The organism is Telluria sp. ZB4P36, assembly GCF_059685865.1.
In genome coordinates, this window is the sequence record NZ_JCASIE010000001.1 from 281044 (window position 1) to 302333 (window position 21290).

General features: G+C 65.0%; 22 protein-coding genes. 11 read left to right on the top strand and 11 right to left on the bottom strand.

The annotated features are described in order from the left end of the window. Nucleotides 1–171: 171 nt before the first annotated feature. Nucleotides 172–936, bottom strand: a complete 765-nt coding sequence (locus tag AC56LK_RS01370) for a GntR family transcriptional regulator (protein WP_497182771.1) — start codon at nt 934–936, stop codon at nt 172–174. Between the two features lie 257 nt (nt 937–1193). Here AC56LK_RS01370 and AC56LK_RS01375 point away from each other — a divergent pair, with 257 nt between their 5' ends. The 4 genes from AC56LK_RS01375 to acnA all read left to right on the top strand — a co-directional run bounded on the left by AC56LK_RS01375 (nt 1194) and on the right by acnA (nt 6580). After that, on the top strand, nt 1194–2183 hold the full coding sequence (locus AC56LK_RS01375) for a malate dehydrogenase (RefSeq protein ID WP_497182772.1): 990 nt from the start codon (nt 1194–1196) through the stop codon (nt 2181–2183). A 99-nt stretch (nt 2184–2282) separates the two neighbouring features. Further along, nucleotides 2283–3275: an HpcH/HpaI aldolase/citrate lyase family protein gene (locus tag AC56LK_RS01380; RefSeq protein WP_497182773.1), complete on the top strand. Its 993-nt coding sequence runs from the start codon at nt 2283–2285 to the stop codon at nt 3273–3275. After that, nucleotides 3272–3802, top strand: a complete 531-nt coding sequence (locus tag AC56LK_RS01385) for a hypothetical protein (protein WP_497182774.1) — start codon at nt 3272–3274, stop codon at nt 3800–3802. The genes AC56LK_RS01380 and AC56LK_RS01385 overlap by 4 nt, the downstream gene beginning before the upstream one ends. Before the next feature lie 72 nt (nt 3803–3874). Beyond that, the gene (acnA, locus tag AC56LK_RS01390; protein WP_497182775.1) at nt 3875–6580 is read left to right on the top strand and encodes an aconitate hydratase AcnA; all 2706 of its coding nucleotides are present in this window, start codon (nt 3875–3877) and stop codon (nt 6578–6580) included. 107 nt (nt 6581–6687) lie between these two features. Here acnA and AC56LK_RS01395 read toward each other — a convergent pair whose 3' ends face one another. The 3 genes from AC56LK_RS01395 to AC56LK_RS01405 all read right to left on the bottom strand — a co-directional run bounded on the left by AC56LK_RS01395 (nt 6688) and on the right by AC56LK_RS01405 (nt 7950). Continuing rightward, nucleotides 6688–6903 (bottom strand): hypothetical protein, encoded by a 216-nt coding sequence (locus AC56LK_RS01395; protein WP_497182776.1) that lies wholly within the window; start codon nt 6901–6903, stop codon nt 6688–6690. Nucleotides 6904–7049: 146 nt separating this feature from the next. Then, nucleotides 7050–7436 (bottom strand): response regulator, encoded by a 387-nt coding sequence (locus tag AC56LK_RS01400; protein ID WP_497182777.1) that lies wholly within the window; start codon nt 7434–7436, stop codon nt 7050–7052. A gap of 100 nt (nt 7437–7536) precedes the next feature. Beyond that, on the bottom strand, nt 7537–7950 hold the full coding sequence (locus AC56LK_RS01405) for an ANTAR domain-containing protein (protein ID WP_497182778.1): 414 nt from the start codon (nt 7948–7950) through the stop codon (nt 7537–7539). Nucleotides 7951–8207: 257 nt separating this feature from the next. Here AC56LK_RS01405 and AC56LK_RS01410 point away from each other — a divergent pair, with 257 nt between their 5' ends. Further along, entirely contained in the window at nt 8208–8354 is a 147-nt protein-coding gene (locus AC56LK_RS01410; RefSeq protein ID WP_436104988.1) for a lmo0937 family membrane protein, read from the top strand. A gap of 48 nt (nt 8355–8402) precedes the next feature. On the opposite strand, the gene AC56LK_RS01415 is transcribed toward AC56LK_RS01410, so the two are convergent. Both AC56LK_RS01415 and AC56LK_RS01420 read right to left on the bottom strand, forming a co-directional pair. Further along, on the bottom strand, nt 8403–9086 hold the full coding sequence (locus tag AC56LK_RS01415; RefSeq protein ID WP_497182779.1) for a Fe2+-dependent dioxygenase: 684 nt from the start codon (nt 9084–9086) through the stop codon (nt 8403–8405). Between the two features lie 85 nt (nt 9087–9171). Continuing rightward, on the bottom strand, nt 9172–11511 hold the full coding sequence (locus AC56LK_RS01420; RefSeq protein WP_497182780.1) for a TonB-dependent receptor: 2340 nt from the start codon (nt 11509–11511) through the stop codon (nt 9172–9174). A gap of 217 nt (nt 11512–11728) precedes the next feature. On the opposite strand from AC56LK_RS01420, the gene AC56LK_RS01425 reads away from it, so the two are divergent. Continuing rightward, nucleotides 11729–12982, top strand: coding sequence for a DUF2863 family protein (locus AC56LK_RS01425; RefSeq protein ID WP_497182781.1), 1254 nt, complete (start codon nt 11729–11731; stop codon nt 12980–12982). Nucleotides 12983–13256: 274 nt separating this feature from the next. Here AC56LK_RS01425 and AC56LK_RS01430 read toward each other — a convergent pair whose 3' ends face one another. The 5 genes from AC56LK_RS01430 to AC56LK_RS01450 form a co-directional block, all read right to left on the bottom strand. Beyond that, nucleotides 13257–14402: a serine hydrolase domain-containing protein gene (locus tag AC56LK_RS01430; protein ID WP_497182782.1), complete on the bottom strand. Its 1146-nt coding sequence runs from the start codon at nt 14400–14402 to the stop codon at nt 13257–13259. Then, entirely contained in the window at nt 14399–14872 is a 474-nt protein-coding gene (locus AC56LK_RS01435; protein ID WP_497182783.1) for a CYTH domain-containing protein, read from the bottom strand. Before AC56LK_RS01435 ends, AC56LK_RS01430 begins: the two co-directional genes overlap by 4 nt. Before the next feature lie 9 nt (nt 14873–14881). Beyond that, entirely contained in the window at nt 14882–16003 is a 1122-nt protein-coding gene (locus tag AC56LK_RS01440) for a M14 family metallopeptidase (protein ID WP_497182784.1), read from the bottom strand. 34 nt (nt 16004–16037) lie between these two features. Next, entirely contained in the window at nt 16038–16442 is a 405-nt protein-coding gene (locus tag AC56LK_RS01445; RefSeq protein ID WP_497182785.1) for a hypothetical protein, read from the bottom strand. A 149-nt stretch (nt 16443–16591) separates the two neighbouring features. Then, nucleotides 16592–16900 carry a KGG domain-containing protein gene (locus tag AC56LK_RS01450; protein WP_497182786.1) on the bottom strand — a complete coding sequence of 103 codons (309 nt, stop codon included), beginning with the start codon at nt 16898–16900 and terminating at the stop codon, nt 16592–16594. Between the two features lie 317 nt (nt 16901–17217). Here AC56LK_RS01450 and AC56LK_RS01455 point away from each other — a divergent pair, with 317 nt between their 5' ends. The 5 genes from AC56LK_RS01455 (at nt 17218) to AC56LK_RS01475 (ending at nt 21196) form a co-directional block, all read left to right on the top strand. Further along, nucleotides 17218–17736 (top strand): hypothetical protein, encoded by a 519-nt coding sequence (locus tag AC56LK_RS01455; RefSeq protein ID WP_497182787.1) that lies wholly within the window; start codon nt 17218–17220, stop codon nt 17734–17736. Further along, on the top strand, nt 17733–18050 hold the full coding sequence (locus AC56LK_RS01460) for a hypothetical protein (protein WP_497182788.1): 318 nt from the start codon (nt 17733–17735) through the stop codon (nt 18048–18050). Before AC56LK_RS01455 ends, AC56LK_RS01460 begins: the two co-directional genes overlap by 4 nt. Before the next feature lie 212 nt (nt 18051–18262). Then, nucleotides 18263–19261, top strand: coding sequence for a glycosyltransferase family 2 protein (locus AC56LK_RS01465; protein ID WP_497182789.1), 999 nt, complete (start codon nt 18263–18265; stop codon nt 19259–19261). Between the two features lie 7 nt (nt 19262–19268). Next, nucleotides 19269–20639: a glycosyltransferase gene (locus AC56LK_RS01470; RefSeq protein WP_497182790.1), complete on the top strand. Its 1371-nt coding sequence runs from the start codon at nt 19269–19271 to the stop codon at nt 20637–20639. Then, complete coding sequence (locus tag AC56LK_RS01475; protein WP_497182791.1) at nt 20636–21196, top strand: D-glycero-alpha-D-manno-heptose-1,7-bisphosphate 7-phosphatase; 561 nt, start codon at nt 20636–20638, stop codon at nt 21194–21196. The genes AC56LK_RS01470 and AC56LK_RS01475 overlap by 4 nt, the downstream gene beginning before the upstream one ends. Nucleotides 21197–21290: the final 94 nt, after the last annotated feature.

Sequence of the window (21290 nt, forward strand, 5' to 3'; positions counted from 1 at the left end):
TCATTTTCGCCGATTTTGTGGCGGGGCACCAAGCATCTGCATGCAGATATCCGGGGCATCCCTGCGGCGAACCGGGCAGTGTTCGTCGCTTACGCAAAACCAACTTATTTTAATCGCTTGGAGCGATCCCTGCTGTAGGGTGGCGGGTTCCCACCCATCTACATGTATCCCTTATGACAACTCGTTCTGATAATGGTGGCGCGCCGTCGAATAAATTCCGCGGCGCAGCTCGACCGGCTTGTCCCCGTAACTGAAGGACACCCGGTCCGCGCACAGCAGCGGCGTGCCTTCCGCCACCTTCAGGTGCTCGGCAGCCACCGCATCCGCCGCCACCGCGCGGATCTTCTCGGTCGCCCGGATCATGCGGGTGCCGAATTCCGACTCGAACAGCCCGTACATCGGCCCCTTGTACTCCACCAGGCGCTCGGCCGTCAGGCCCTTGAACAGCTGGCCCGGCAGCCACAGTTCCTCGAGGATGGTCGGCACGCCGTCGAAGGACTGCACGCGCTTGATGTAGACCACGGCGTCGCCCGACTTCAGCTCGAGCAGGCGCGCCACCTCCGACGTGGCGCGGATGCGCAGCACGGCAATGAAACGGTTGTCCGGATGGTGGGGAACGCCCTCGTCGGGCATCAATCGCAGGAAGCGGAAGTGGGCGCGCTCTTCGGCATGGGTGGCAACGAAGGTGCCCTTCCCTTGCCGGCGCACCACCAGGTGCTCGGCCGCCAGCTCGTCGATGGCCTTGCGCACCGTGCCCTGGCTGACCTTGAAGCGTCCGGCCAGCTCGACTTCGCTCGGCATCAGTTCACCCGGCTTCCACTCGCCCGACTGCAGACTTTGGGTGATCAGGGCCTTGATCTGCTGGTACAGCGGACGGAACGAAGGCGATGCGTCATTGCCTGGTGCATCGCTGCTGGTGGGCGAAAGGGGGTTCATAGACCGCGATTTCACCACAAAACCCCCATGCAAGTCCAGTATATGACCGCCAAGACATGTGTCTTATATAAGACATATGATATGAATTGACAGACTGAACAGTCGGGGCATAAACTCGCGGTCGGCTTGGACCTCCGTGCCTATCTCTCATACGCGCGCGATATCCAATTGACACGTGCTGCTTTTGGTATCATTGCAGTTTTCCCCAATTAGCAGCTTCGGCTCGACAGTTTTTTTCCCCACTTTGGAGATTCATCATGGCTAAAACCCCAATGCGCGTCGCCGTCACCGGCGCGGCCGGCCAGATCGGCTATTCCCTGCTGTTCCGCATCGCCAACGGCGACATGCTGGGCAAGGACCAGCCGGTCATCCTGCAGCTGCTCGAGATCGACAACGAGAAGGCGCAGAAAGCGCTCAAGGGCGTCATGATGGAAATCGACGACTGCGCCTTCCCGCTGCTGGCCGGCATGACGGCCCACAGCGATCCGATGACCGCCTTCAAGGATGCCGACGTGGCCCTGCTGGTCGGCGCCCGTCCGCGCGGCCCCGGCATGGAGCGCAAGGACCTGCTGGAAGCCAACGCCCAGATCTTCACCGTGCAGGGCAAGGCGCTGGACGCCGTCGCTTCGCGCAACGTCAAGGTCCTGGTGGTCGGCAACCCGGCCAACACCAATGCCTACATCGCCATGAAGTCGGCCCCGAACCTGCCGGCCAAGAACTTTACCGCCATGCTGCGCCTGGACCACAACCGCGCCCTGTCGCAAGTCGCCGCCAAGCTGAACAAGCCGGTCGGTTCGATCGAGAAGATGGCCGTGTGGGGCAACCACTCGCCGACCATGTACGCCGACTACCGCTTCGCCACCATCGACGGCCAGTCGGTCAAGGATGCGATCAACGACGACGTCTGGAACCGCGACACCTTCCTGCCGACCGTCGGCAAGCGCGGCGCCGCCATCATCGAAGCGCGCGGCGCCTCGTCGGCTGCTTCGGCCGCCAACGCAGCGATCGACCACGTGCGTGACTGGGTGCTGGGCACCAACGGCAAGTGGACCACCATGGGCATCCCCTCGGACGGTTCGTACGGCATCCCGGAAGGCACCATGTTCGGCTTCCCGGTGACCACCGAAAACGGCGAGTACACCATCGTCCAGGGCCTGGAGATCGACGCCTTCTCGCAGGAACGCATCAACCTGACGCTGAAAGAGCTCGAAGAAGAGAAAGCCGGCGTCGCTCATCTGCTGAACTGAGCTGCTGGCCTAAGCTTCATCCCGGCGCGGCCAGCGGGCCGCGCTAACCGCGCCATGCCGTGTTCGTTGCGGCATGGCCGACTCGCTTCAAGACATACCATGCATCCTTCCGAGGTTTTATTCCAGGGCAAACGCCAGCCGCTCCTGCTCCCCGCCTGCGACCACTATGCCGGCTCGGAGAAGCTGATGCGCAAATCGATGGCCCTGCAACAAGAGCTTGGGCCGGTCTTCGACATCACCTTCGACTGCGAGGACGGCGCCGCCGCCGGCAGCGAAGCCGCGCACGCCACCCTGGTGGCCGCGCTCGTGAATAGCGAAGACAACCGCTTCAACCGCATCGGCGTGCGCCTGCACGACAGCGGCAGCGAGCACTTCGCCAACGACGTCGCCACCATCGTCGGCAGCGCCGCCGAACGCCTGGCCTACGTGGTGCTGCCGAAAGTCGACAGCGTCGCCGAAGTCATCCGCGCCATCGACCTGATCAACCAGCACGCCGGCGCCGCCGGACGCGACGACCTGCCGGTGCACGTGCTGGTCGAGACCCACGGCGCCCTGCGCGCAGCCTACGACATCGCCGCCCTGCCCCAGGTCGAGTGCCTGTCCTTCGGCATCATGGACTTCGTCTCGGCCCACTACGGCGCGGTGCCGGCCAGCGCGATGCGCACCCCGGGCCAGTTCACGCATCCGCTGGTAGTGCGCGCCAAGCTCGAGATGGTCGCGGCCTGCCACGCGCACGGCAAGGTGGCCTCGCACAACGTCACCACCGACATCAAGGACAGCGCGGTGGTGGCCAACGACGCCCAGCGCGCCGGCGGCGAATTCGGCTTTACCCGCATGTGGAGCATCCACCCGGACCAGATCAAGCCGATCCTGAAGGCCTTCACGCCGCGCCTGTCGGAAGTGAACGAAGCCACCAACATCCTGACCGAGGCCATGAACGCCGGATGGGGACCGATCGCCCAACACGGCCGCTTGCACGACCGCGCAAGCTACCGATATTATTGGACCGTTCTGCAGCGCGCGAAGCTGGCCGGCCTTGCGCTGCCGGAAGCCGCTGCGGCGATCGTCAACCAAGCGGATTCCAACCCATGACCCTCCTCCCCCGATTCCTCACCGCCTGCGCCTTTGCGCTGGCGGCCGCCGGCATCTGCGCGCCGGTCCAGGCAGCACCCGAAAAACACCCGAAGGCCGAAGCGGTCCTGAAAGCCAAGGCCAAGCCGAAAGCGAAGTCCACGAAGGCTGCAGCCGCCGCTGCCGCTGCCGCAGTCGCCGCTCCGGCCTACGGCGCCGAGATCGTCGACGAGCCGGATATCACCGACACGATCGTCACCGAGTACGCTTGCGAATTTGGCAACAAGATCACGATCTACACGAACGAAAACGACGGCGCCCACATCGCCCTGCGCTGGAAGAAGCGCCTGCACCGCCTGAGCCGCGTCGGCACGACGACCGGCGCGCAGCGTTTCGAGAACCCGCACTGGGGCCTGATCTGGATCGGCATCCCGGCCAAGGGCATCCTGCTGGATTCGAAGCTGAACCGCCAGCTGGCCAATGAATGCAAGAACGCCGAACAGGCCGCGCCGATCGTTGCGGCACTGCCTGAGGAAAAGAAAAGCTGATCCGCGGCACACGCCCTGGATCGCCTAATTGTTTTGGTATTGCAATAACAATATCCCACTGAAGGAGAGATAATGTCTCACAACACCCTGAACACTCTGAAGGAATTCCCTGTTGCCGGCGGCACTGGCCAGTACTACTCGCTGCCAGCCCTGGGTGAAGCCCTCGGTGTGAACCTGTCGCGCCTGCCGGTGTCGATCCGTATCGTCCTCGAGTCCGTGCTGCGCAACTGCGACGGCAAGAAGGTCACCGAAGAACACATCAGGCAGCTCGCCAACTGGGGCGCGACCGCCGACCGCACCGACGAGATCCCCTTCGTCGTGGCCCGCGTGGTGCTGCAGGACTTCACCGGCGTGCCGCTGCTGGCCGACCTGGCCGCGATGCGCAACGTCGCCGCCAAGACCGGCGCCGATCCGAAGAAGATCGAGCCGCTGGTGCCGGTCGACCTGGTGGTCGACCACTCGGTCACCATCGACCACTTCCGCGAGCCGGGCGCGCTGGACCTGAACATGAAGCTGGAATTCCAGCGCAACAACGAGCGCTACCAGTTCATGAAGTGGGGCATGCAAGCCTTCGACACCTTCGGCGTCGTGCCGCCGGGCTTCGGCATCGTCCACCAGGTCAACCTGGAATACCTGGCCCGCGGCGTGATGCGCCAGGGCGAGGTGTACTACCCGGACACCCTGGTGGGCACCGACTCGCACACCACCATGATCAACGGCGTCGGCGTGGTCGGCTGGGGCGTGGGCGGCATCGAGGCGGAAGCCGGCATGCTGGGCCAGCCGGTCTACTTCCTGACCCCGGACGTCATCGGCGTCAACCTGACCGGCAAGCTGCGCGAAGGCTGCACCGCGACCGACCTGGTGCTGACCATCACCGAGATGCTGCGTAAAGAGAAAGTCGTGGGCAAGTTCGTCGAGTTCTTCGGCGCAGGCACCCGCTCGCTGTCGACCACCGACCGCGCCACCATCGCCAACATGGCCCCGGAATACGGCGCGACCATGGGCTTCTTCCCGGTGGACGAAGCGACCGTCGACTACTTCCGCGGCACCGGCCGTACCGAAGAAGAACTGGCCGCGTTCGAGAACTACTACAAGGCCCAGGGCATGTTCGGCGTGCCGCAGGCCGGCGAGATCGACTACACCCGCGTGCTGCACCTCGACCTCTCGAGCGTTACGCCTTCCTTGGCCGGCCCGAAGCGCCCGCAGGACCGTATCGAACTGGGCTCGGTGAAGAACACCTTCACCGACCTGTTCAGCAAGCCGACCACCCAGAACGGCTTCAACAAGTCGCCGGACGAGCTGCACAAGGTCTACGAGACCACCAACGGCGTGCGCGTGAAGAACGGCGACGTCCTGATCGCCGCGATCACCTCGTGCACCAACACCTCGAACCCGAGCGTGCTGCTGGCTGCCGGCCTCTTGGCCAAGAAGGCGGTCGAGCGCGGATTGAGCGTCGCCCCGCACATCAAGTCCTCGCTGGCCCCCGGCTCGCGCGTGGTCACCGAGTACCTGACCGCCGCCGGCCTGCTGCCTTACCTGGACAAGCTGGGCTTCGGCGTCACCGCCTACGGCTGCACCACCTGCATCGGCAACGCCGGCGACCTGACCCCGGAACTGAACGCCGCGATCACCGAGAACGACATCGTCGCGTCGGCCGTCCTGTCGGGCAACCGTAACTTCGAAGCGCGTATCCACCCGAACATCCGTTCGAACTTCCTCGCTTCGCCGCCGCTGGTCGTCGCCTACGCCATCGCCGGCAACATGACCAAGGACCTGATGAGCGAGCCGCTGGGCAAGGACCAGAACGGCGTCGACGTCTACCTGGGCGACGTCTGGCCGACTTCGCAGGAAGTGGGCGAACTGATGCGCTTCGCGATGAACTCGGAGGTCTTCCGCAAGAACTACGCCGACGTCAAGGGCAACCCGGGCGAACTGTGGGAGCGCGTGTCCTCGACCGAAGGTCAAGTGTACAACTGGCCTGAGTCGACCTACATCGCCGAGCCGCCGTTCTTCGCCGACTTCGAGATGACCCCGAAAGCCGCTGCAACCGGCATCCAGGGCGCGCGCGCACTGGGCGTGTTCGGCGATTCGATCACCACCGACCACATCTCGCCGGCAGGTTCGATCAAGGAAGACGGCCCGGCAGGCAAGTGGCTGAAGGACCATGGCGTCCTGAAGGCCGACTTCAACTCCTACGGCTCGCGCCGCGGCAACCACGAGATCATGATGCGCGGCACCTTCGCCAACGTGCGCATCAAGAACAAGATGATCCCGGCCAAGGCGGACGGTTCGGCAGTCGAAGGCGGCATCACCATCCACCAGCCGTCGGGCGAACAGCTGTCGATCTACGACGCGGCCATGAAGTACATCGCCGAAGGCACCCCGACCATGATCTTCGGCGGTGAAGAGTACGGCACCGGCTCGTCGCGCGACTGGGCCGCCAAGGGCACCCAGCTGCTGGGCGTGAAGGCCGTGATCTGCCGTTCCTTCGAGCGTATCCACCGCTCGAACCTGGTGGGCATGGGCGTGCTGCCGCTGCAGTTCATCGGCAACGACAGCGTCGAAAGCCTGGGCATCACCGGCAAGGAAACCTACGACCTGAAGGGCCTGGAAGGCGAGATCAAGCCGCAACAACTGGCGACCCTGGTGATCCACCGCGAAGGCGCCGAATCGCAGGAAGTGCAAGTGCTGCTGCGTATCGACACCCCGATCGAAGTCGACTACTACAAGCATGGCGGCATCCTGCCGTTCGTGCTGCGCCAGCTGCTGGCTGCGTAATGAAGTGAATACCCCTCGGCTCACCCGAGGGGCAACAAAAAGGGCTGGAACCTGCAAGGGTTCCAGCCCGTTTGTTTTCCGCGGGCAGATCGCTGTAAGTGAACGCGCTAGCGTCCTATCCCGATACCGATACCGATGCCGGAACCGCGCCCTCCACTGCCCCAGCCGCCGAAGATGGAGGTCGAGACCCCGCTGCGGCCGTCTTTCGCGGCCGATTGAAGAACACAGTCCCGCCAGGGATCCGAGTTTTGCGCATAGCCCAGCTTGGCGCACGCCGGGCCGTATTCGGCCATCATGCGCTCCATCTCGGCTTGTTGCTTCATTGCCCGCTCCTGTGGCGTCGCACACCCCAGCAAGCAGAGTGCGCTTGCTGCCATCAACATGAAAACGCGCATAGCTGTTCTCCTTAAGCAATAGATCAAGTGGCTACAAAGCTGGCAGCCCCTGGGGCGATCATACGCCTAAGTAGTTAACTGCAAAGCAAGCCGAGAATCGTATCGATTCGGTAGGGTTTGCTTGCGAATAAATAGGAACGCTCCTGAGCATCGTGTAGTTCAGGTGATACGTATCCTGACATCAATATGATCTTCATTGCTGGATACTCCTTTCGCACGGTGTCGGCCAGTTGCAGGCCACTCATGCCAGGCATCATGACGTCAGTTAAGACTGCATCGATTTCTTTGTCGTCCTGAAGTGCCTGTAGCGCTTCAGTTGCGGAATGAGCAACAAGGACCTGCAAGCCGTGCGATCTCAACAGGGCAGCCGCGAACTCTGCCCCGTCGACTTCGTCGTCGACGAGAAGAAGCTTGCGCGACAGCGCGCCTGGCACCTCCGACGGGAATTCGGATTGGTTCACGGGCCCATCAGAGTCGGTTGAGCCAGTCTGCATGATGGGCCTCACGATTGTGCGATCTGAACATGACGGATTTTCCAACGTCCCAGGACGGCATTCGAACCTAGTCGACGGCCCTTCTACGCCTTTCCTCGACCGAACGCAGTGGCGGCGGCCGCAGCACGGGAGGATCGCATCTGCCCTCGACAATCGCTTTCAGATCTCTCGCTGTAAAAGGTCGGTACAGGATTGCACTGACACCGTCGAGAGTGCCGTCGATCATTCCACTTTGGGGATCAGCCAGGAGGATGACTGCCGCGTCGGGCGAGCATCGCGCCAGTTCGCCGGTAAGGGAACGCCTGTCCTCCGGAATGCTTGTTGTCCAGGTGACGATCAAGTCGAACTGGATCATATGCGCAGCGTGCAAGGCCTTCTTCGGACTGAATACAGGCGTGATGAGATAGCCTAACGATGCCAGGACGGTCGAAGTATCGTTGCAGGTCTCCGAGCTACGTTCCAGAACCAATGCGTACTTCATGCCACTCTCCCAGGCACACCGTTTTTAGAAGATTTCGATTTCGCTGCAGAATATGCAGCATATTAAATGCAATTTTCGGAATTTCCTAGACACTTGGACTCTGTCGTAGATTGACTGTTGGTATCCGAGCAGAATTATCAAGAAAACAAGCGCTCTGTACGGCTGCGCACCGAGGAAATGCGTGCCGAGGCGGAAGATGGCTTATCGGGAAAGCAGACAGCAAGACCGGTCTGCCCCCTCATCCAGCGGAGGCCAACATGCTCTATACCATTGCAATCGTACTGCTCGTCCTGTGGCTGCTCGGCATGGTCACTTCGGTGGGCGGCGGACTGATCCACATTCTTCTCGTCATCGCCGCCGTCGTTATCCTGATTCGCCTGTTCACCGGCAGAAAAGTGCTCTGACAAAGCGCACCGTGAAATATAAGCCGGATCCTTCGGGATTCGGCTTTTTCACATCTCCGCCCACATCCGGAGCAGGTTGTGATAATGCCCCGTGATCCCCACGCTTGCCTCGCTCTCCCCATGCGCCGCCCGGATCTTCTGGATATTCGTATCCAGCTCGAACAGCATGCTGCGCTTCCCGTCGTCGCGCACCATGCTCTGGGTCCACAGGAAGGATGCCACCCGCTCCCCGCGCGTCACCGGCAGCACCTGGTGCACGCTCCCCGAGGGATACACGATCGCATCCCCGGCCGGCAGCTTCACCTCGTGGGTGCCGTAGGCATCGACCACGACCAGCTCGCCGCCGTCGTAATCCTCGGGATCGCTCAGGAACACCGTGGTCGACACGTCCGCCCGCACCGGCGGCAGGCCGCCGCGCTGGGCCCGCACCGCCCCGTCCACGTGCAGGCCGTAGTGCTCTCCCCCGCCATAGGCATTGAAGTAGGGCGCCAGGATCCGCAATGGCAGCACGCTCGAGAAGAACAGCGGATTGTTCATCAGCGCCGCACTCACCACCTGCCCCAGCTCCACCGCCAATGGCGAGCCTTCCTTGAGCTGGCGGTTGCGCTTGACCTGGGCGCCCTGCGCACCGACGCTCTCGCGCCCATCCACCCATTCCGGCGCCGCCTCCATGCGGGCACGGATGGTGACGACTTGCTCGCGCGTCAGCACGCCCGGGATGTGCAGCATCATGATTCAATCCTCCGACAAGAAAAAAGCCCTCCGGATCATATCAGGAGGGCGAATCCGGTCGCCCGGAGGGGGTGGTACGCGGTGATCAGAACTTGAGGTTGGCCATCAGGCTGGCCGAACGGCCTGCGCCCACGCCGGCATAGTGCGGCGACGAGACGCGGTCGAAGTACAGCTTGTCCGTCAGGTTCTGGATGTTCAGCTGGAAGGACACGCTCTGGTTCAGCGTGTAGCTCGCCATCGCGTCGAAGCGGGTGTACGAAGGCGAGTACTTGTTGTTGTTCACGTTGGCGAACTGGCGATCCACGAAGTTGGCGCCGCCGCCGATCGTGAAGGCCTTGTTGACGGCGTAGGTCGTCCACAGCGAGGCACTGTGCTTCGGCGTGGTCGGGAAGGCGTTGCCGTTGAACGGCGACGGCGTCCAGCGCGGCGCCGAGGCGGTGCCGGTGTTGACAAAGCCGTTGTCGGCGATGACGCCGTCCAGGTAGGTGTAGCCGCCGAACACGGTCCAGGCGTTGGTGATGCGGCCGGACAGGCCCAGCTCGACGCCCTTCATTTCCTTGCGGCCGACGTTCTGGGTCGTGCCGTCCGGTGCGGTGACGCGGGCATTGTCCATGTCGCTCTTGAAGACCGCGGCGCTGACCGACAGGCGGCCGCCCGGCAGCACTTCCCACTTGGTACCCAGCTCGAGGCTGCGGCTGCTCTGCGGCTGCAGGTTCTGGATCGCCACGGTCAGCGCGTCCAGGCCGTCGCCGCCGTCGTTGCCCGGCGGGGTCGCCGAGGTCGCCCACGACAGGTAGATGCTGCCGTTCGCCTTCGGCTTGTACACCAGGCCGGCCTGGTAGGTATCGAAGGTCGACGCGACGCGGGCGCGTACGGCCCCGGTGCTGCCGACCGCCGGGGTGAGCAGCGTGCTCGAGAAATCATCCCAGCGCGCGCCGATGTTCAGCAGCCATTGCGGGCTGAATTCGATGGTGTCGAAGCCGTACACGGCGCGGGTGCGGGTCTCGACCGTGGTCAGGGTCGGCGACTGGGCGCGGGTATAGACCCACGGATCGTTGGGGTTCGGGTTGACCAGGGTGGTGCAGTTGTACAGGGTGGCGGCACCCGCGGTCGGGCAGGTGAAGGTGCCGGTCAGCGGGTTGTTGGTGCCGGGGGTGAATACGAAGCTGCCGCGGTCGGTGTCCTCGCGCGAGAACTCGACGCCCACGTTGAAGCTGTGCTTGATGCCGGCCGTCGTCAGGTTTCCGGTCAGGCTGGTCGCGTTGGCCAGGGTCCTGGTGTCGACCACGCGGGTATTGGCGCGGCGCCAGACGGTGCCGTAGCGGACGGTGTTGCCCTTCGAGTCGTCCGGCTGCGTGTAGACGTAGTCCTGGCCGGTCTTGCCCCAGCGGGTCACGTTGCGCACCGCCAGATTGGCACTCAGTTCGTGGCGCAGGTCGACGGTGGCGACGTCGGTCTTGGTGTCGCGGAAATCGCGGTTCTTCAGGCCATAGAAGGCTTCGCGGTCGACGACGAAGGGCGTGCCGCCGCCGTTCTTCGCCATGTCGGTGCCGCTGGCGATCGGGTTGTTGAAGGGGATGCCGGTGTCCGGGATCTCGCTGCTCTCCAGGTGGTAGAAGCTCAGAGTCGCGCGGGTCGGGCCGTTCAGGCCGAAGGTCACGGTCGGCGCGATGCCCCAGCGCTCGCCGCCCACGACGTCGCGGCCGGCGATGTCGTTGTTGTGGACCATGGCGTTGAGACGGAAGGCGGTGTTGGCGCCGACGACGCGGTTGAGGTCGACGGTGCCGCGGGCATACTTGTCGGTGCCCAGGCCGGCCGTGGCGTTGCTGAAGTTGCTGTCCTTGGCCGTCTTGGTGACGATGTTGATGCCGCCGCCGGCCGAGGAACGGCCGCCGATTGCCGAATTCGGACCCTTGACCACTTCGACCTGCTCGATCGCGAAGATCTCGCGCGACTGCGAGCCGGAATCGCGCACGCCGTCGATGTAGGTGTCGGTCTGGGCGTTGTAGCCGCGGATGAACAGGTTGTCGCCTACCGGGTTGCCGCCTTCCGAAGCACCGATGGTGATGCCCGGCACGGTGCGCAGCGCGTCGGTCAGCGACACGGCGCCGGTCTGCGAGATGGTTTCCGAGGTCACGACGGTGACCGATTTCGGCGTGTCGAGCAGCGGTGCGGTGAACTTGTCCGAACTCGCCTTCACCGGACCCTGCACGGCGCGGTCGGCGCCGCCGGTCACGAGCACCTTGGGCAGCGGGGCGCCTTCAGCCAGTTCCGGGGCTTCCATCACGCCGTTCGCATGGGCCAGCGGCATGGCGAGCGTCGCCAGCACGGCAAGTGCCGGGGCCGACAGGCTCGGTGCAGAAGGACGGGGGTGTTTTTTGCTCTTGATGAAGCTGCTGCCTGCTTGCGGGGTGATCGTGGACATTTTCTTCTTAGGTAAAGGGACTCCAGCACCGTGGAATCGTGAATTTTAATGAGAACGATTCGCATTATGATTTCGATTGAGGTTTTTTGCAAGCGCCGTGCTTTCCTTGAATCACGAAGGCCCGTGTTCGTGGCATGTGGCCGAATCAACTACAATACCGAGGATATGGGTTTATCATGACCTTCACTATTATTTGCAAAGAGAGACCCCTAGCACCATGCGTCGTCCTTCCAAAGATTCAACCCCTAAACTCTCCGCCGAGAGCCAGCGTCTCGTCAGCATCGCGCAAGCCATCATGCAGGCCGCCAGCCGCGTCGAGGAACGGACCTGGGAGCGCCAACTGGACACGCAACTGCAGAAGCTGCTCAAGACCAACCACCAGGACAGCATCGACGCTGCGCTGAACGCCCTGTTCAAGGACGACCTCGCCTCGTACGACGTGCTGATGGATGCGGTCGAAGCCGTGAGCGAATCGGCCACCATGGTCGAGCAGCAGGACGGCGCCGAGCTCACCTGGCAGGCCCTGCTGGTGGCCGCGCCCGTGCTCGCCTGGACCCGCTTCAACATCGCTTCGGGCAATATCCCGGCCGACATGCTGAGCACCCTGCAAGCGCACTTCTCGGCCCACCTGCTGGCCGAAGGCACGCGCATCGCGATGGCGCCGACGCTGTACTCGATCGACCAGCTGCCACGCACCCATGCCGACACCTACGCGCTGACGCACAAGCTGGCCGCCGCCGCGCACAAGGGCGGCACGGTCAAGCCGGCGGCCCGCGTGGAAGAAACCGCACCCTTCCTGGCCGACACCCGCTACCTGCTGGTGGCGATCGTGGCGCCGCAGGGCGCGCCGATGTTCCGCTGGCAGGAGCCGCAGCACCACATCGGATTCGCCGAGGAGCGCAACCGCGCGCTGGAGCAGTGGCGTGCCCAGGGCACGGCCAACATCGCGCGCCTGCTGCCGGGCTGCGGAGTCGAGTTGCTGCTGCCGGAAGCCTATTACGTGGCCTGCCGCGAAGCCGATAAACTGATCCGCCCGATCTCGATCCGCGCCGCCGTGCACTACCTGACCCACACCCTGGGCGTGGAGCCATCGGACCTGCGCGCCGTCATCGCCGGCTTCGGCGAAGAATCGGCCGACATCCAGATCGACGAATACCGCGTCTCGTTCACGATGCGCCAGGACAGCGACGTCATGTACGGCATCGTGTGGCCGCTGTACGGCCAGGAAGACGAGAACGGCACGCCGATGGAAGGTCCCTTCGCCGTCGGCCCTGCCCCGCTGACCCCGATCAACGACATCGTCGCCCACCTGAACGAAGCCGGCGTCGCCCACATCAAGCGCATCAGCGAACGCTACGTCGCCGAATACTGCGACGACTGCGGCTCCCCGCTGTTCGCCGACCCGACGGGCGAGCTCGTGCATGCCGAGATGCCGGAAGATACGCCGGCGGGTAGCGAGCACTTCCACTGAAGGCGCAAGGCGGCAACGTGAAATTCGCGATGCTGCCGTACGCCGGCCACGTCGAGGCAGGTCCACAGCGTGAACGAGGATTTCGGCGTGTAGGCCAGGCTGTTCTCGCCGTTCGCGGTGGTCATCCGGCCGGCTTGCCGCATTGTTCGCCTCGTTCACATGGGCGGCCATCGGCAGCAGGACGGCAGCCAGGGCGCAAGCAAGCGACCGAGGTCGGCTGAAGAAAACCAGGGGGATGTCACCGGCAGCGCGCTGGCTGCCGGTAGGTGCTTCGTCAGCGCGGCAGGCTGGCGATGACCTTGGTGGCGAACTCGGCAGCGTTTCCGGCATGCCAGCGCCAGACGATCACCAGATCGTGGTCGGGCGACACGAGGATGGTGTTGCTGCCGGCGCCCAGCGCGGCGTAGGCGTTTGCGGGCAGGCCCGGCAGGTTCTTGCCCTTGGTGTTCAGCCACCAGAGGTAGCCGTAATCCGGACCGTGGGCGCTGGGCGTGAGCGCTTCCTTGATGTAGGACGGCGGCAGCACCTGCTTGCCCTGCCACGCCCCGCCGCGCAGCCACAGGTAGCCGAAGCGCGCCATGTCCCAGGAATTGATCCACATGCCCCCGCCCCAGCGCGTGCCGCCGCTGACGGACGGTACTTGCTTGCCGTTCAGTTCAACGTAGCTGTGATGGTAGGGAACCCACTTCCAGCTGTTCGAGGCGCCGATCGGGTCCATCACCTGCTGCTGGAACACGTCCGGCACGGCCTGGTCGAACACGCGCAGCAGCGACAGCGCGAAGCGGTTGATGCGCACGTCGTTGTATTCGTAGAAGCTGCCTGGGGCCTGCAAGGCGCGCGGCTTGCGCTCGCCCGCGCCGAAGGCTTCCTTGCCGATGAAGTCGGCATTCTTGCCCCACAGGCTGCCTTCCCACTCGGTTTCCTGCTGGAGATGCTGCTTCCAGGTGACCTGGGCATTGCGCGGCGTCGCATAGCCGCCGTCGCTCACGCGCTTGCCGACCGCTTCGTCGACCGCGATGCGGCCGTCGCGCACCGCCACGCCCGCCACGGTCGCCAGCATGCTCTTGGCCACCGAATAGGTCGGGTCGACGAACTGCGTGTCGCCGAACTCGGCCACCACATAGCCCTTGTAGATCACCAGGCCGTTGGTGCGCGCGCGCCTGGTGGGCATCGAGCCCAGGCGGCTGCCGAAGGTTGCTTCCTGGTCCGAGAAATCGACCGCGCGCGTGGTCTCGCGCGACTGTGCGAACTGCACGGCGGCGGCCAGGGCTGCCGGGTTCATGCCCAGTTCGGCGGGCGACTTGCGCGCCCATTCGCCGGCGGGCGGGAAATACGGGGCAGGTGCGGCCGCACTCGCGACGGCCGGCAGCAGCGCAGCCAGGCACAGTGCCAGCGCGTTGCGGCGTGAAACTTGAATCATTGATTTGTCCACTGGGAATATGGAAAACGGATCAGGCTGGAGTTGTAGTAGCGCTTGTCGCCCGTGACTTCCTGCCCGATCCAGTCGGGCTTGTCGAACACGGCATCTTCCGACGGCAGTTCGATCTCGGCCACCACCAGGCCGGCGTTCTCGCCCAGGAATTCATCGACTTCCCAGGTGAAGCCCGCATAGGCGATGCGGCGCCGGTATTTCTCGACCAGGGGACGCTCGCACAAGCGGTCGAGCATTTCCCGGGCTTCCTGCAGCGGAATCGGATACTCCCATTCGCCGCGGGTCGCCCCGACGCTCTTGCTCTTGATGGTGAGGACGCCGGCCTCGCCCTCGATGCGCACGCGTACGGTGCGCACCGGGTCGGAACACAGATAGCCCTGGCGCAGCAGCACGGGCTCGCCAAGCGCGCGCCAGCTGTCGCCGATGAGCAGGAACTTGCGCTCGATTTCGACGCCCATGGCTACTGCTCAGTCGAGCGACTGCAGGATCGGCTGCAGGATCGCCGCGCCCAGCGCCGCACTGCGCGCGCCGTTCCAGCCTGTGTGCGGGTCGGGCAGGTCGGCGTTGTCCTTGAACGGCATTTCCAGGGTCAGCGACAGGCATTTGAAGGTGTGGCCGATGTACTTCGAGGCCAGGGTCAGCAGTTCGTCGTTGTACTTGCTGGCCGCGTAGCCATGCACGTCCTGGAAGTCCGGACTGGCCGCCATGTACTGCTGCACGAAGGCGTTCTGGCGCGCCTGGCGCTCCGGGGTGAAGTCTTCCAGCATCTCGTTGCCTGCCACGAAGTTATACGGCAGCGCTTCGTCGCCATGGATGTCGAAGAACATGTCGACGCCGGTCTCGTGGATCTTGTTTTTCACGCACAGCACTTCCGGGCTGCGCTCCAGCGAAGGCGTCATCCATTCACGGTTGAGGTTGGCGCCGGCCGCGTTGGTGCGCAGGTTGCCGCGCACCGAGCCGTCCGGGTTCATGTTCGGCACAATGTAGAACACGGCGCGGGTGAGGAGCTTGCGCGCCACCGGATTGGCGTCGTCCAGCAGCGCATCCATCATGCCCTCGACGAACCACTCGGCCATGGTCTCGCCCGGGTGCTGGCGTGCGATCACCCAGATCTTCTTTTCCGCCTGCGGATTGCCGATCACGACCAGGTTCATGTCGCGGCCGTCGACCGTGGTGCCGATGTCGTGCACGCGCGCGATCGGGTTCTCGGCCACTTCGCCCAGCAGGCGCAGGTGGCGCTCCCAGGTGTAGGGCTCGAAATAGGCGTAGTAGATGCTGTCCAGTTCAGGCGTGTGATTGACCGTCATCACCTGGCCGTCGAAACTGGTCGGCACGCGGAACCAGTTCTCGGTGTCGTAGCTGGCCGCGACCTGGTAATCCTCGAAGCCTTTTGGGTAGGTGGCCTGGCCGGCGTTCAGGAAGCGGATCGTGCAGGCCTGGCCGCGCGCGCCCTGCAGGCGGAAATGGAACCACTGGTGGATGTCGGCCTGCGAATCCTTGCGCAGGTTCAGGTCGATCGCCTTGGGGCCGTCGGCACGGACGACCTCGATGGCGCCGGAGTCGAAGGTCTGGCTGATTTTGATGGGCATGGCGGAATCCTTGTGAAATGCTCCGAAATCGCGCTTACTGCGCGTCGAGGTCGATCAAGTCCTTGGTGTACATCGTCATGATCTGGCGCATCAGCTCCACGTTGCTGCGGTCCAGCACGACGGTCAGGTCTTCCTTCGCATTGGAGGCGAAGTTCATGCGCAGCTGGCCGCGCAGTTCCTTGCACTGCACGTACTCGGCGCGCGGGGTGTAGGGATTGTCCCAGTCCTGCTGGGTCACCGGCGGGCAAGGCGGCGGCGCCATGAGGTTCGGGTCCCGGTTGACCGGCAGGTGCTTGAGCAGCCAGAACACGATGGATGCCGGCACATAGATGCCCACGTCGCTGGCGCCCTTGCAGGCAAACTTGACCAGCAACAGGTTGCCGACGCGATCGCAGGACATGGCCATGCTCTTGACTTCACGAATAACCGCAGGTTTCACGACGATATTCCTAGGGAAAAGGTTGAAAAAGGCGCAGCGATTCTACCGCATCCCACCGCCGCGTTGGTTCAAAAAACAAAACGGGGAGCTTGCGCTCCCCGTGCTTGTCTGCTGGCTGGTGCCTGAAGGCAGGCACAGCCGAGACCTCCTTACTCCTTCGAGCCGCGGCCGCCCTGCGCGTTGCGGCCACCCTTGCTCGATGCGGCACGCGACGGGCCACCCGAGCCGGCGCTGGCCGACTGGCGGTTACCGTGGCTCATGCTGCCGGCACGGCGGGCTTCTTCCGAGGTGAACTCGTGAGCCGTACCTTTGGCGTGGGCAGCCTTGCCGCCCTGGCTGGCGATTTCACGCTGGCGGGCTGGATCCATCGAAGCGAAACCGCGGTTGCGGGTGCCGCTGCTCTGGCTGTTGCCGCCCTGATTGCTGCCCTGCTTGTTACCTTGATTACCTGAGGCCATGATGATCTTCTCCCTGTATGCATATAAACCGCCGCGTCCTGCGGCAGGCTGTTGCCAGTCAAATCGAAGCCCGATGAGTGACCGGCGAAATCATCTTAGGTAGCGCTGATGAATGCCGGTATAGGACGCTTTCAGATGACTTTGTAGGACTTCACGCGACAGAAAATGCACCAACGAAAGTGTACTTCCTGTCGACAACAAACGCCTCAGTATCCGTCCTACACAGGCCCCCTACGTCTTCCTATACTGTAATGAGGTGAGCGCGCGCATCATGAGAGGATCAGCCGCACACCGCAGCGACAGCGAAAGGAGTCGATATGGACGCGAACCAACGTAGCGAGGTCAATAACCAGACCAATAACGGCGCGAACGAGAAATGGACGCCGGGCGCCAAGGGCAATACCACCAGCGGCCCGATGGACCACACCTATCCGCAGGGACCGGGCCGGCAGGAAGTGGCCGCCGAGGACGGCAGCCGCGCCGATAATGAAAGCCCCCTGCCCCACCCTGTCCCGGCCGACTTGCCGGGCGGCTCGCTGCAGAGCCAGCAGACCGGCGGCTCGGGCCCGCAGCAGGGCATCACCGACAGCCACCAGCGCCAGATGGAGCAGCATTCGGGGGCCTGGGGCCTGCTGGAGCAGCCGGTCGGCCACCGCGACAAGCATTCCGGCACCGACGTGCGCACGCGTCCGACTGAAGTTCCGCCAGACATGTACCAGAAACAGGAAGGAACGCTACAGGACCCCAAGGGCAACCGGCAGAGCGCTGCCGGGACGCGCGAAGGCACCGGCATGGCGGTCGGCCCGCACCAGAGCCAGCAAGGGAGGAAGCCATGAACCGGCAACCGGACCAGAACCGCCAGGACAGCACCGACCGCCAGGGCTCGCAGACCGGGTCCGCGGGCAATGAAGGCAAGGCGGAACGGCACGAATCGAACGACGTGACCGGCGGCCTGCCGCGCAGCCCCGGGAACAGCGGCCCGCGCAGCGACAACCCGGGCTGGCTGCCGGCCCAGAGCGTGGACGCCGAAAAGAACCCGGTCCACGAATCGAATGACCTGGGTGGCGGCCTGCCGAAGAGCCCGGCAGGTGCGAACCGCCTGGCCGGCGACCGCAAGATGGACGACGATACGGGTTTCTCGCGCAAGTAGCGCCGACCGGATTCCCGGCTTCACGTGGGGGCCCTGCGGCCCCCCTTTGTTGTGGACGCCCGGCCGTCATGCGAGCCGAACCTTGATCCACCTCCAAGCTGCCTCCGCCTGACGGAACCCATCCGCTCCCGGCCGACTCCAACCGCACTCGACACGCTCCGTCGTCCGCACGTCGCGGTGGCGTTGAACGTGTGCGCACGCGGAGACGAATGATGTCAGCAAGGACGGATGACGCAAGGCTCGCGGTGTCGGTGGTGGTCCCGGCCTGCGGCCGCATGGACCTGCTCGACCGCTGCCTGGACGCACTGATGCGCCAGCAGTTCGACCCGCAACAGGTCGAAATCATCGTCGTCGACGATGAGCCCAACCACAACACCCTGCACCTGGTCGCCGGCTGGCGTACCCGCACGCTCGAGCGCGGGCCGCGCCTGTCCTACGTCGCCAACCCGGGGCCGGTCGGCCCGGCATCGAGCCGCAACCGCGGCTGGCGCGCCGCGCGTGCCCCCATCGTCGCCTTCACCACCGACGATGCGGTCCCCGAGCCGGACTGGCTGGCCGAAGGCCTCGCCGCCTTCGGCACCGATGCCGAAGTGGTATGCGGTCGCATCCGGACCCCGGTTCCGGCCCGGCCCACCGAATACCAGCGCAGCGCCCACGGGCACGAAGCGGCCGGCTTCACCAGCGCCAGCTGCTTCTTCCGCAAGCCGGTACTCGAGGGCCTCGACGGTTTCGACGAACGCTTCAGCGTGCCGCGCGCGAGCGACGCCGACATGTACTTCCGGCTGCTGGAACACGGCGCCGTCATCGTGCGCGCGCCGCGCGCGCTCGTGGTCCACCCGGTGCGGCCGGTGCCCTGGGGCGCGAGCCTGCTGCAGATCCGCCACGCGGTCTTCGACGCCCTGCTCTACAAGAAGCACCCGGCACTGTATCGCCAGAAGGTCGAGCCACGCCCGCGCTGGGACCACTATGCGATCGTCGGCGTGCTGCTGCTGGCGCTGGCAGGCCTGCTGGCCAGCCTGCCGGTGCTAGCCGGCCTGGGCTTCGCCGCCTGGCTGCTGCTCACCGGACGCCTGTGCGCACACCGCCTGCGCGGCGCCGCGCATACGCCGGCGCACGTGGCCGAGATGGTCGTCACCTCGGCGCTGCTGCCGCCGCTGGCCGTGTTCTGGCGCCTGGCCGGCGCGGTGCGCTACCGCGTCCGTTTCGCGTGAGACCGCCATGCGACATCCCCATGCCCTTACCGGCGATGCGCTCGACCAGGCCCCTCCAGATACCAGCACGGCAGGCGGCGATCACCGGGCCGCCGCACACGATGCACGCCGGCGCATCGCGATCATCAGCGAGCACGCCTCGCCCCTGGCTGTCTCCAGCGGTGACGGCTACGGCGGCCAGCACGTCTACGTGGCCCAGCTCGCGCGCGAGCTGGCGCGCGCCGGGCACCTGGTCGACGTGTTCACGCGCCGCGACGCGCCAGGGCAGCGCCCGCTGGTGGCATGGCGCGACGGCATCCGCGTCGTCCATGTGCCCGCGGGTCCGCCGCACCACGTGCCGAAGGAAGGGCTGCTGCCGCACGTCGACGCGTTCTCACGCCATGTCGCCCGCTTCACCCGGCGCCAGCCGGCGCCCTACGACATCGCGCACGCCAACTTCTTCATGTCCGGCATGGTCGCCCAACACCTGAACGCGACGCTCGGGCTCCCCTTCGTCATCACCTTCCATGCGCTCGGACGGGTACGCCGCCTCGCCCAGGGCAGCGCCGATACCTTCCCCATCGCCCGCATGCGCATCGAAGCCGCCCTGATGCGCGCGGCCGACCGCGTCATCGCAGCATGTCCGCAAGACCGTCACGACATGGAACGGCTCTACGGCGCGCCGCTGTCGCGCATCACGTCCGCGCCCTGCGGCTTCTCCCCCGACGAGTTCTGGCCGGTGCCGATGGATGAGGCGCGCGCCCGAACAGGGCTCGACGCCGGCCGCTTCGTCGTGCTCCAGGTCGGCCGGTTGGCCCCGCGCAAGGGCATCGACACCGTCATCCAGGGCCTTGCCATGCTGCGCCAGCGCCATGGCGTCGATGCCCAGTTGCTGGTGGTCGGCGGCGACGCAGCGGGCGATCAGGGCCTGGAACTGGCGCGCCTGCGCTGCCTTGCGGCCGACCTGGGCATTGCTGCCCACGTGCGTTTCGCCGGGCGCCAGGCGGGCGCCATGCTGCGCGACCACTACAGCGCCGCCGACGTCATCGTCTCCACGCCCTGGTATGAAGCATTCGGCATCACGCCCCTCGAGGCGATGGCCTGCGCGCGCCCCGTGATCGGCGCCGAAGTAGGCGGCATCAAGAGCACGGTCAGCGATGGCGTGACCGGTTTCCTGATTCCGTCACGCGATCCGGCGGCCCTGGCCGACCGGCTGGCGCGCCTGCATCGCCACCCCGAACTGGCGCGCGCGATGGGCGAAGCCGGACGCCGCCGCGCCTGCGAACACTACACCTGGCGCCATGTCGCCAATCAGCTGGCCGCCATTTACGAAGACGTCCTCGCCGCGCGCCATTCGGTGCCCGCGGCAGCCACTCGCCCATCCGGTCCCCCGACATGAAGGCGATCTTCCTCGACAAGGACGGCACCCTGGTCGACGACCTCCCCTACAACGTCGAACCGCGCCGCATCCGGCTGGTGAGCGGCGCCGGCGCCGCATTACGGCTGCTGGCGCGGCTCGACTACCGCTTCTTCGTCGTGACCAACCAGTCCGGCATCGCCCACGGCTGTTTCGGCGAAGAAGCGATGGGACCGGTGGCCGACCGCCTGGCCGACCTGCTGTTTCGCGAGAACCTGGCGCTGGACGGCTTCTACTATTGCCCGCACCACCCGCTCGGCACCGTCGGGGACTACGCCATGGCCTGCGCCTGCCGCAAGCCCTCGCCCGGCATGCTGCTGAAAGCCGCCAACGAACACGCCATCGACTTGCGCGAATCCTGGATGGTCGGCGACGTCCTGCACGACGTCGAAGCCGGCAACCGCGCCGGCTGCCGCACCCTCCTGATCGACAACGGCAACGAAACCGAATGGCGGCTCGGGCCACGCCGCGTTCCCACCCGCATGGCGCCTGACCTGTATGCGGCGGCGGTGCTGATCGCGGCCCAAGGGGAGACATGACGAATAAGCCGCACTCACGCGGGGCGTATCGGCATGTCCTTGCCGGCGCTGTATTGACGCTCGCAACCATGCGAAAGCGCAAAAAACTGAGCGC

Bases quoted from the DNA above. Each gene is read 5' to 3' on its own strand.
- AC56LK_RS01370 (WP_497182771.1), bottom strand. From the start codon at position 936: ATGAACCCCCTTTCGCCCACCAGCAGCGATGCACCAGGCAATGACGCA.
- AC56LK_RS01375 (WP_497182772.1), top strand. From the start codon at position 1,194: ATGGCTAAAACCCCAATGCGCGTCGCCGTCACCGGCGCGGCCGGCCAG.
- AC56LK_RS01380 (WP_497182773.1), top strand. From the start codon at position 2,283: ATGCATCCTTCCGAGGTTTTATTCCAGGGCAAACGCCAGCCGCTCCTG.
- AC56LK_RS01385 (WP_497182774.1), top strand. From the start codon at position 3,272: ATGACCCTCCTCCCCCGATTCCTCACCGCCTGCGCCTTTGCGCTGGCG.
- acnA (WP_497182775.1), top strand. From the start codon at position 3,875: ATGTCTCACAACACCCTGAACACTCTGAAGGAATTCCCTGTTGCCGGC.
- AC56LK_RS01395 (WP_497182776.1), bottom strand. From the start codon at position 6,903: ATGAAGCAACAAGCCGAGATGGAGCGCATGATGGCCGAATACGGCCCG.
- AC56LK_RS01405 (WP_497182778.1), bottom strand. From the start codon at position 7,950: ATGAAGTACGCATTGGTTCTGGAACGTAGCTCGGAGACCTGCAACGAT.
- AC56LK_RS01410 (WP_436104988.1), top strand. From the start codon at position 8,208: ATGCTCTATACCATTGCAATCGTACTGCTCGTCCTGTGGCTGCTCGGC.
- AC56LK_RS01415 (WP_497182779.1), bottom strand. From the start codon at position 9,086: ATGATGCTGCACATCCCGGGCGTGCTGACGCGCGAGCAAGTCGTCACC.
- AC56LK_RS01420 (WP_497182780.1), bottom strand. From the start codon at position 11,511: ATGTCCACGATCACCCCGCAAGCAGGCAGCAGCTTCATCAAGAGCAAA.
- AC56LK_RS01425 (WP_497182781.1), top strand. From the start codon at position 11,729: ATGCGTCGTCCTTCCAAAGATTCAACCCCTAAACTCTCCGCCGAGAGC.
- AC56LK_RS01430 (WP_497182782.1), bottom strand. From the start codon at position 14,402: ATGATTCAAGTTTCACGCCGCAACGCGCTGGCACTGTGCCTGGCTGCG.
- AC56LK_RS01435 (WP_497182783.1), bottom strand. From the start codon at position 14,872: ATGGGCGTCGAAATCGAGCGCAAGTTCCTGCTCATCGGCGACAGCTGG.
- AC56LK_RS01440 (WP_497182784.1), bottom strand. From the start codon at position 16,003: ATGCCCATCAAAATCAGCCAGACCTTCGACTCCGGCGCCATCGAGGTC.
- AC56LK_RS01450 (WP_497182786.1), bottom strand. From the start codon at position 16,900: ATGGCCTCAGGTAATCAAGGTAACAAGCAGGGCAGCAATCAGGGCGGC.
- AC56LK_RS01455 (WP_497182787.1), top strand. From the start codon at position 17,218: ATGGACGCGAACCAACGTAGCGAGGTCAATAACCAGACCAATAACGGC.
- AC56LK_RS01460 (WP_497182788.1), top strand. From the start codon at position 17,733: ATGAACCGGCAACCGGACCAGAACCGCCAGGACAGCACCGACCGCCAG.
- AC56LK_RS01465 (WP_497182789.1), top strand. From the start codon at position 18,263: ATGTCAGCAAGGACGGATGACGCAAGGCTCGCGGTGTCGGTGGTGGTC.
- AC56LK_RS01470 (WP_497182790.1), top strand. From the start codon at position 19,269: ATGCGACATCCCCATGCCCTTACCGGCGATGCGCTCGACCAGGCCCCT.
- AC56LK_RS01475 (WP_497182791.1), top strand. From the start codon at position 20,636: ATGAAGGCGATCTTCCTCGACAAGGACGGCACCCTGGTCGACGACCTC.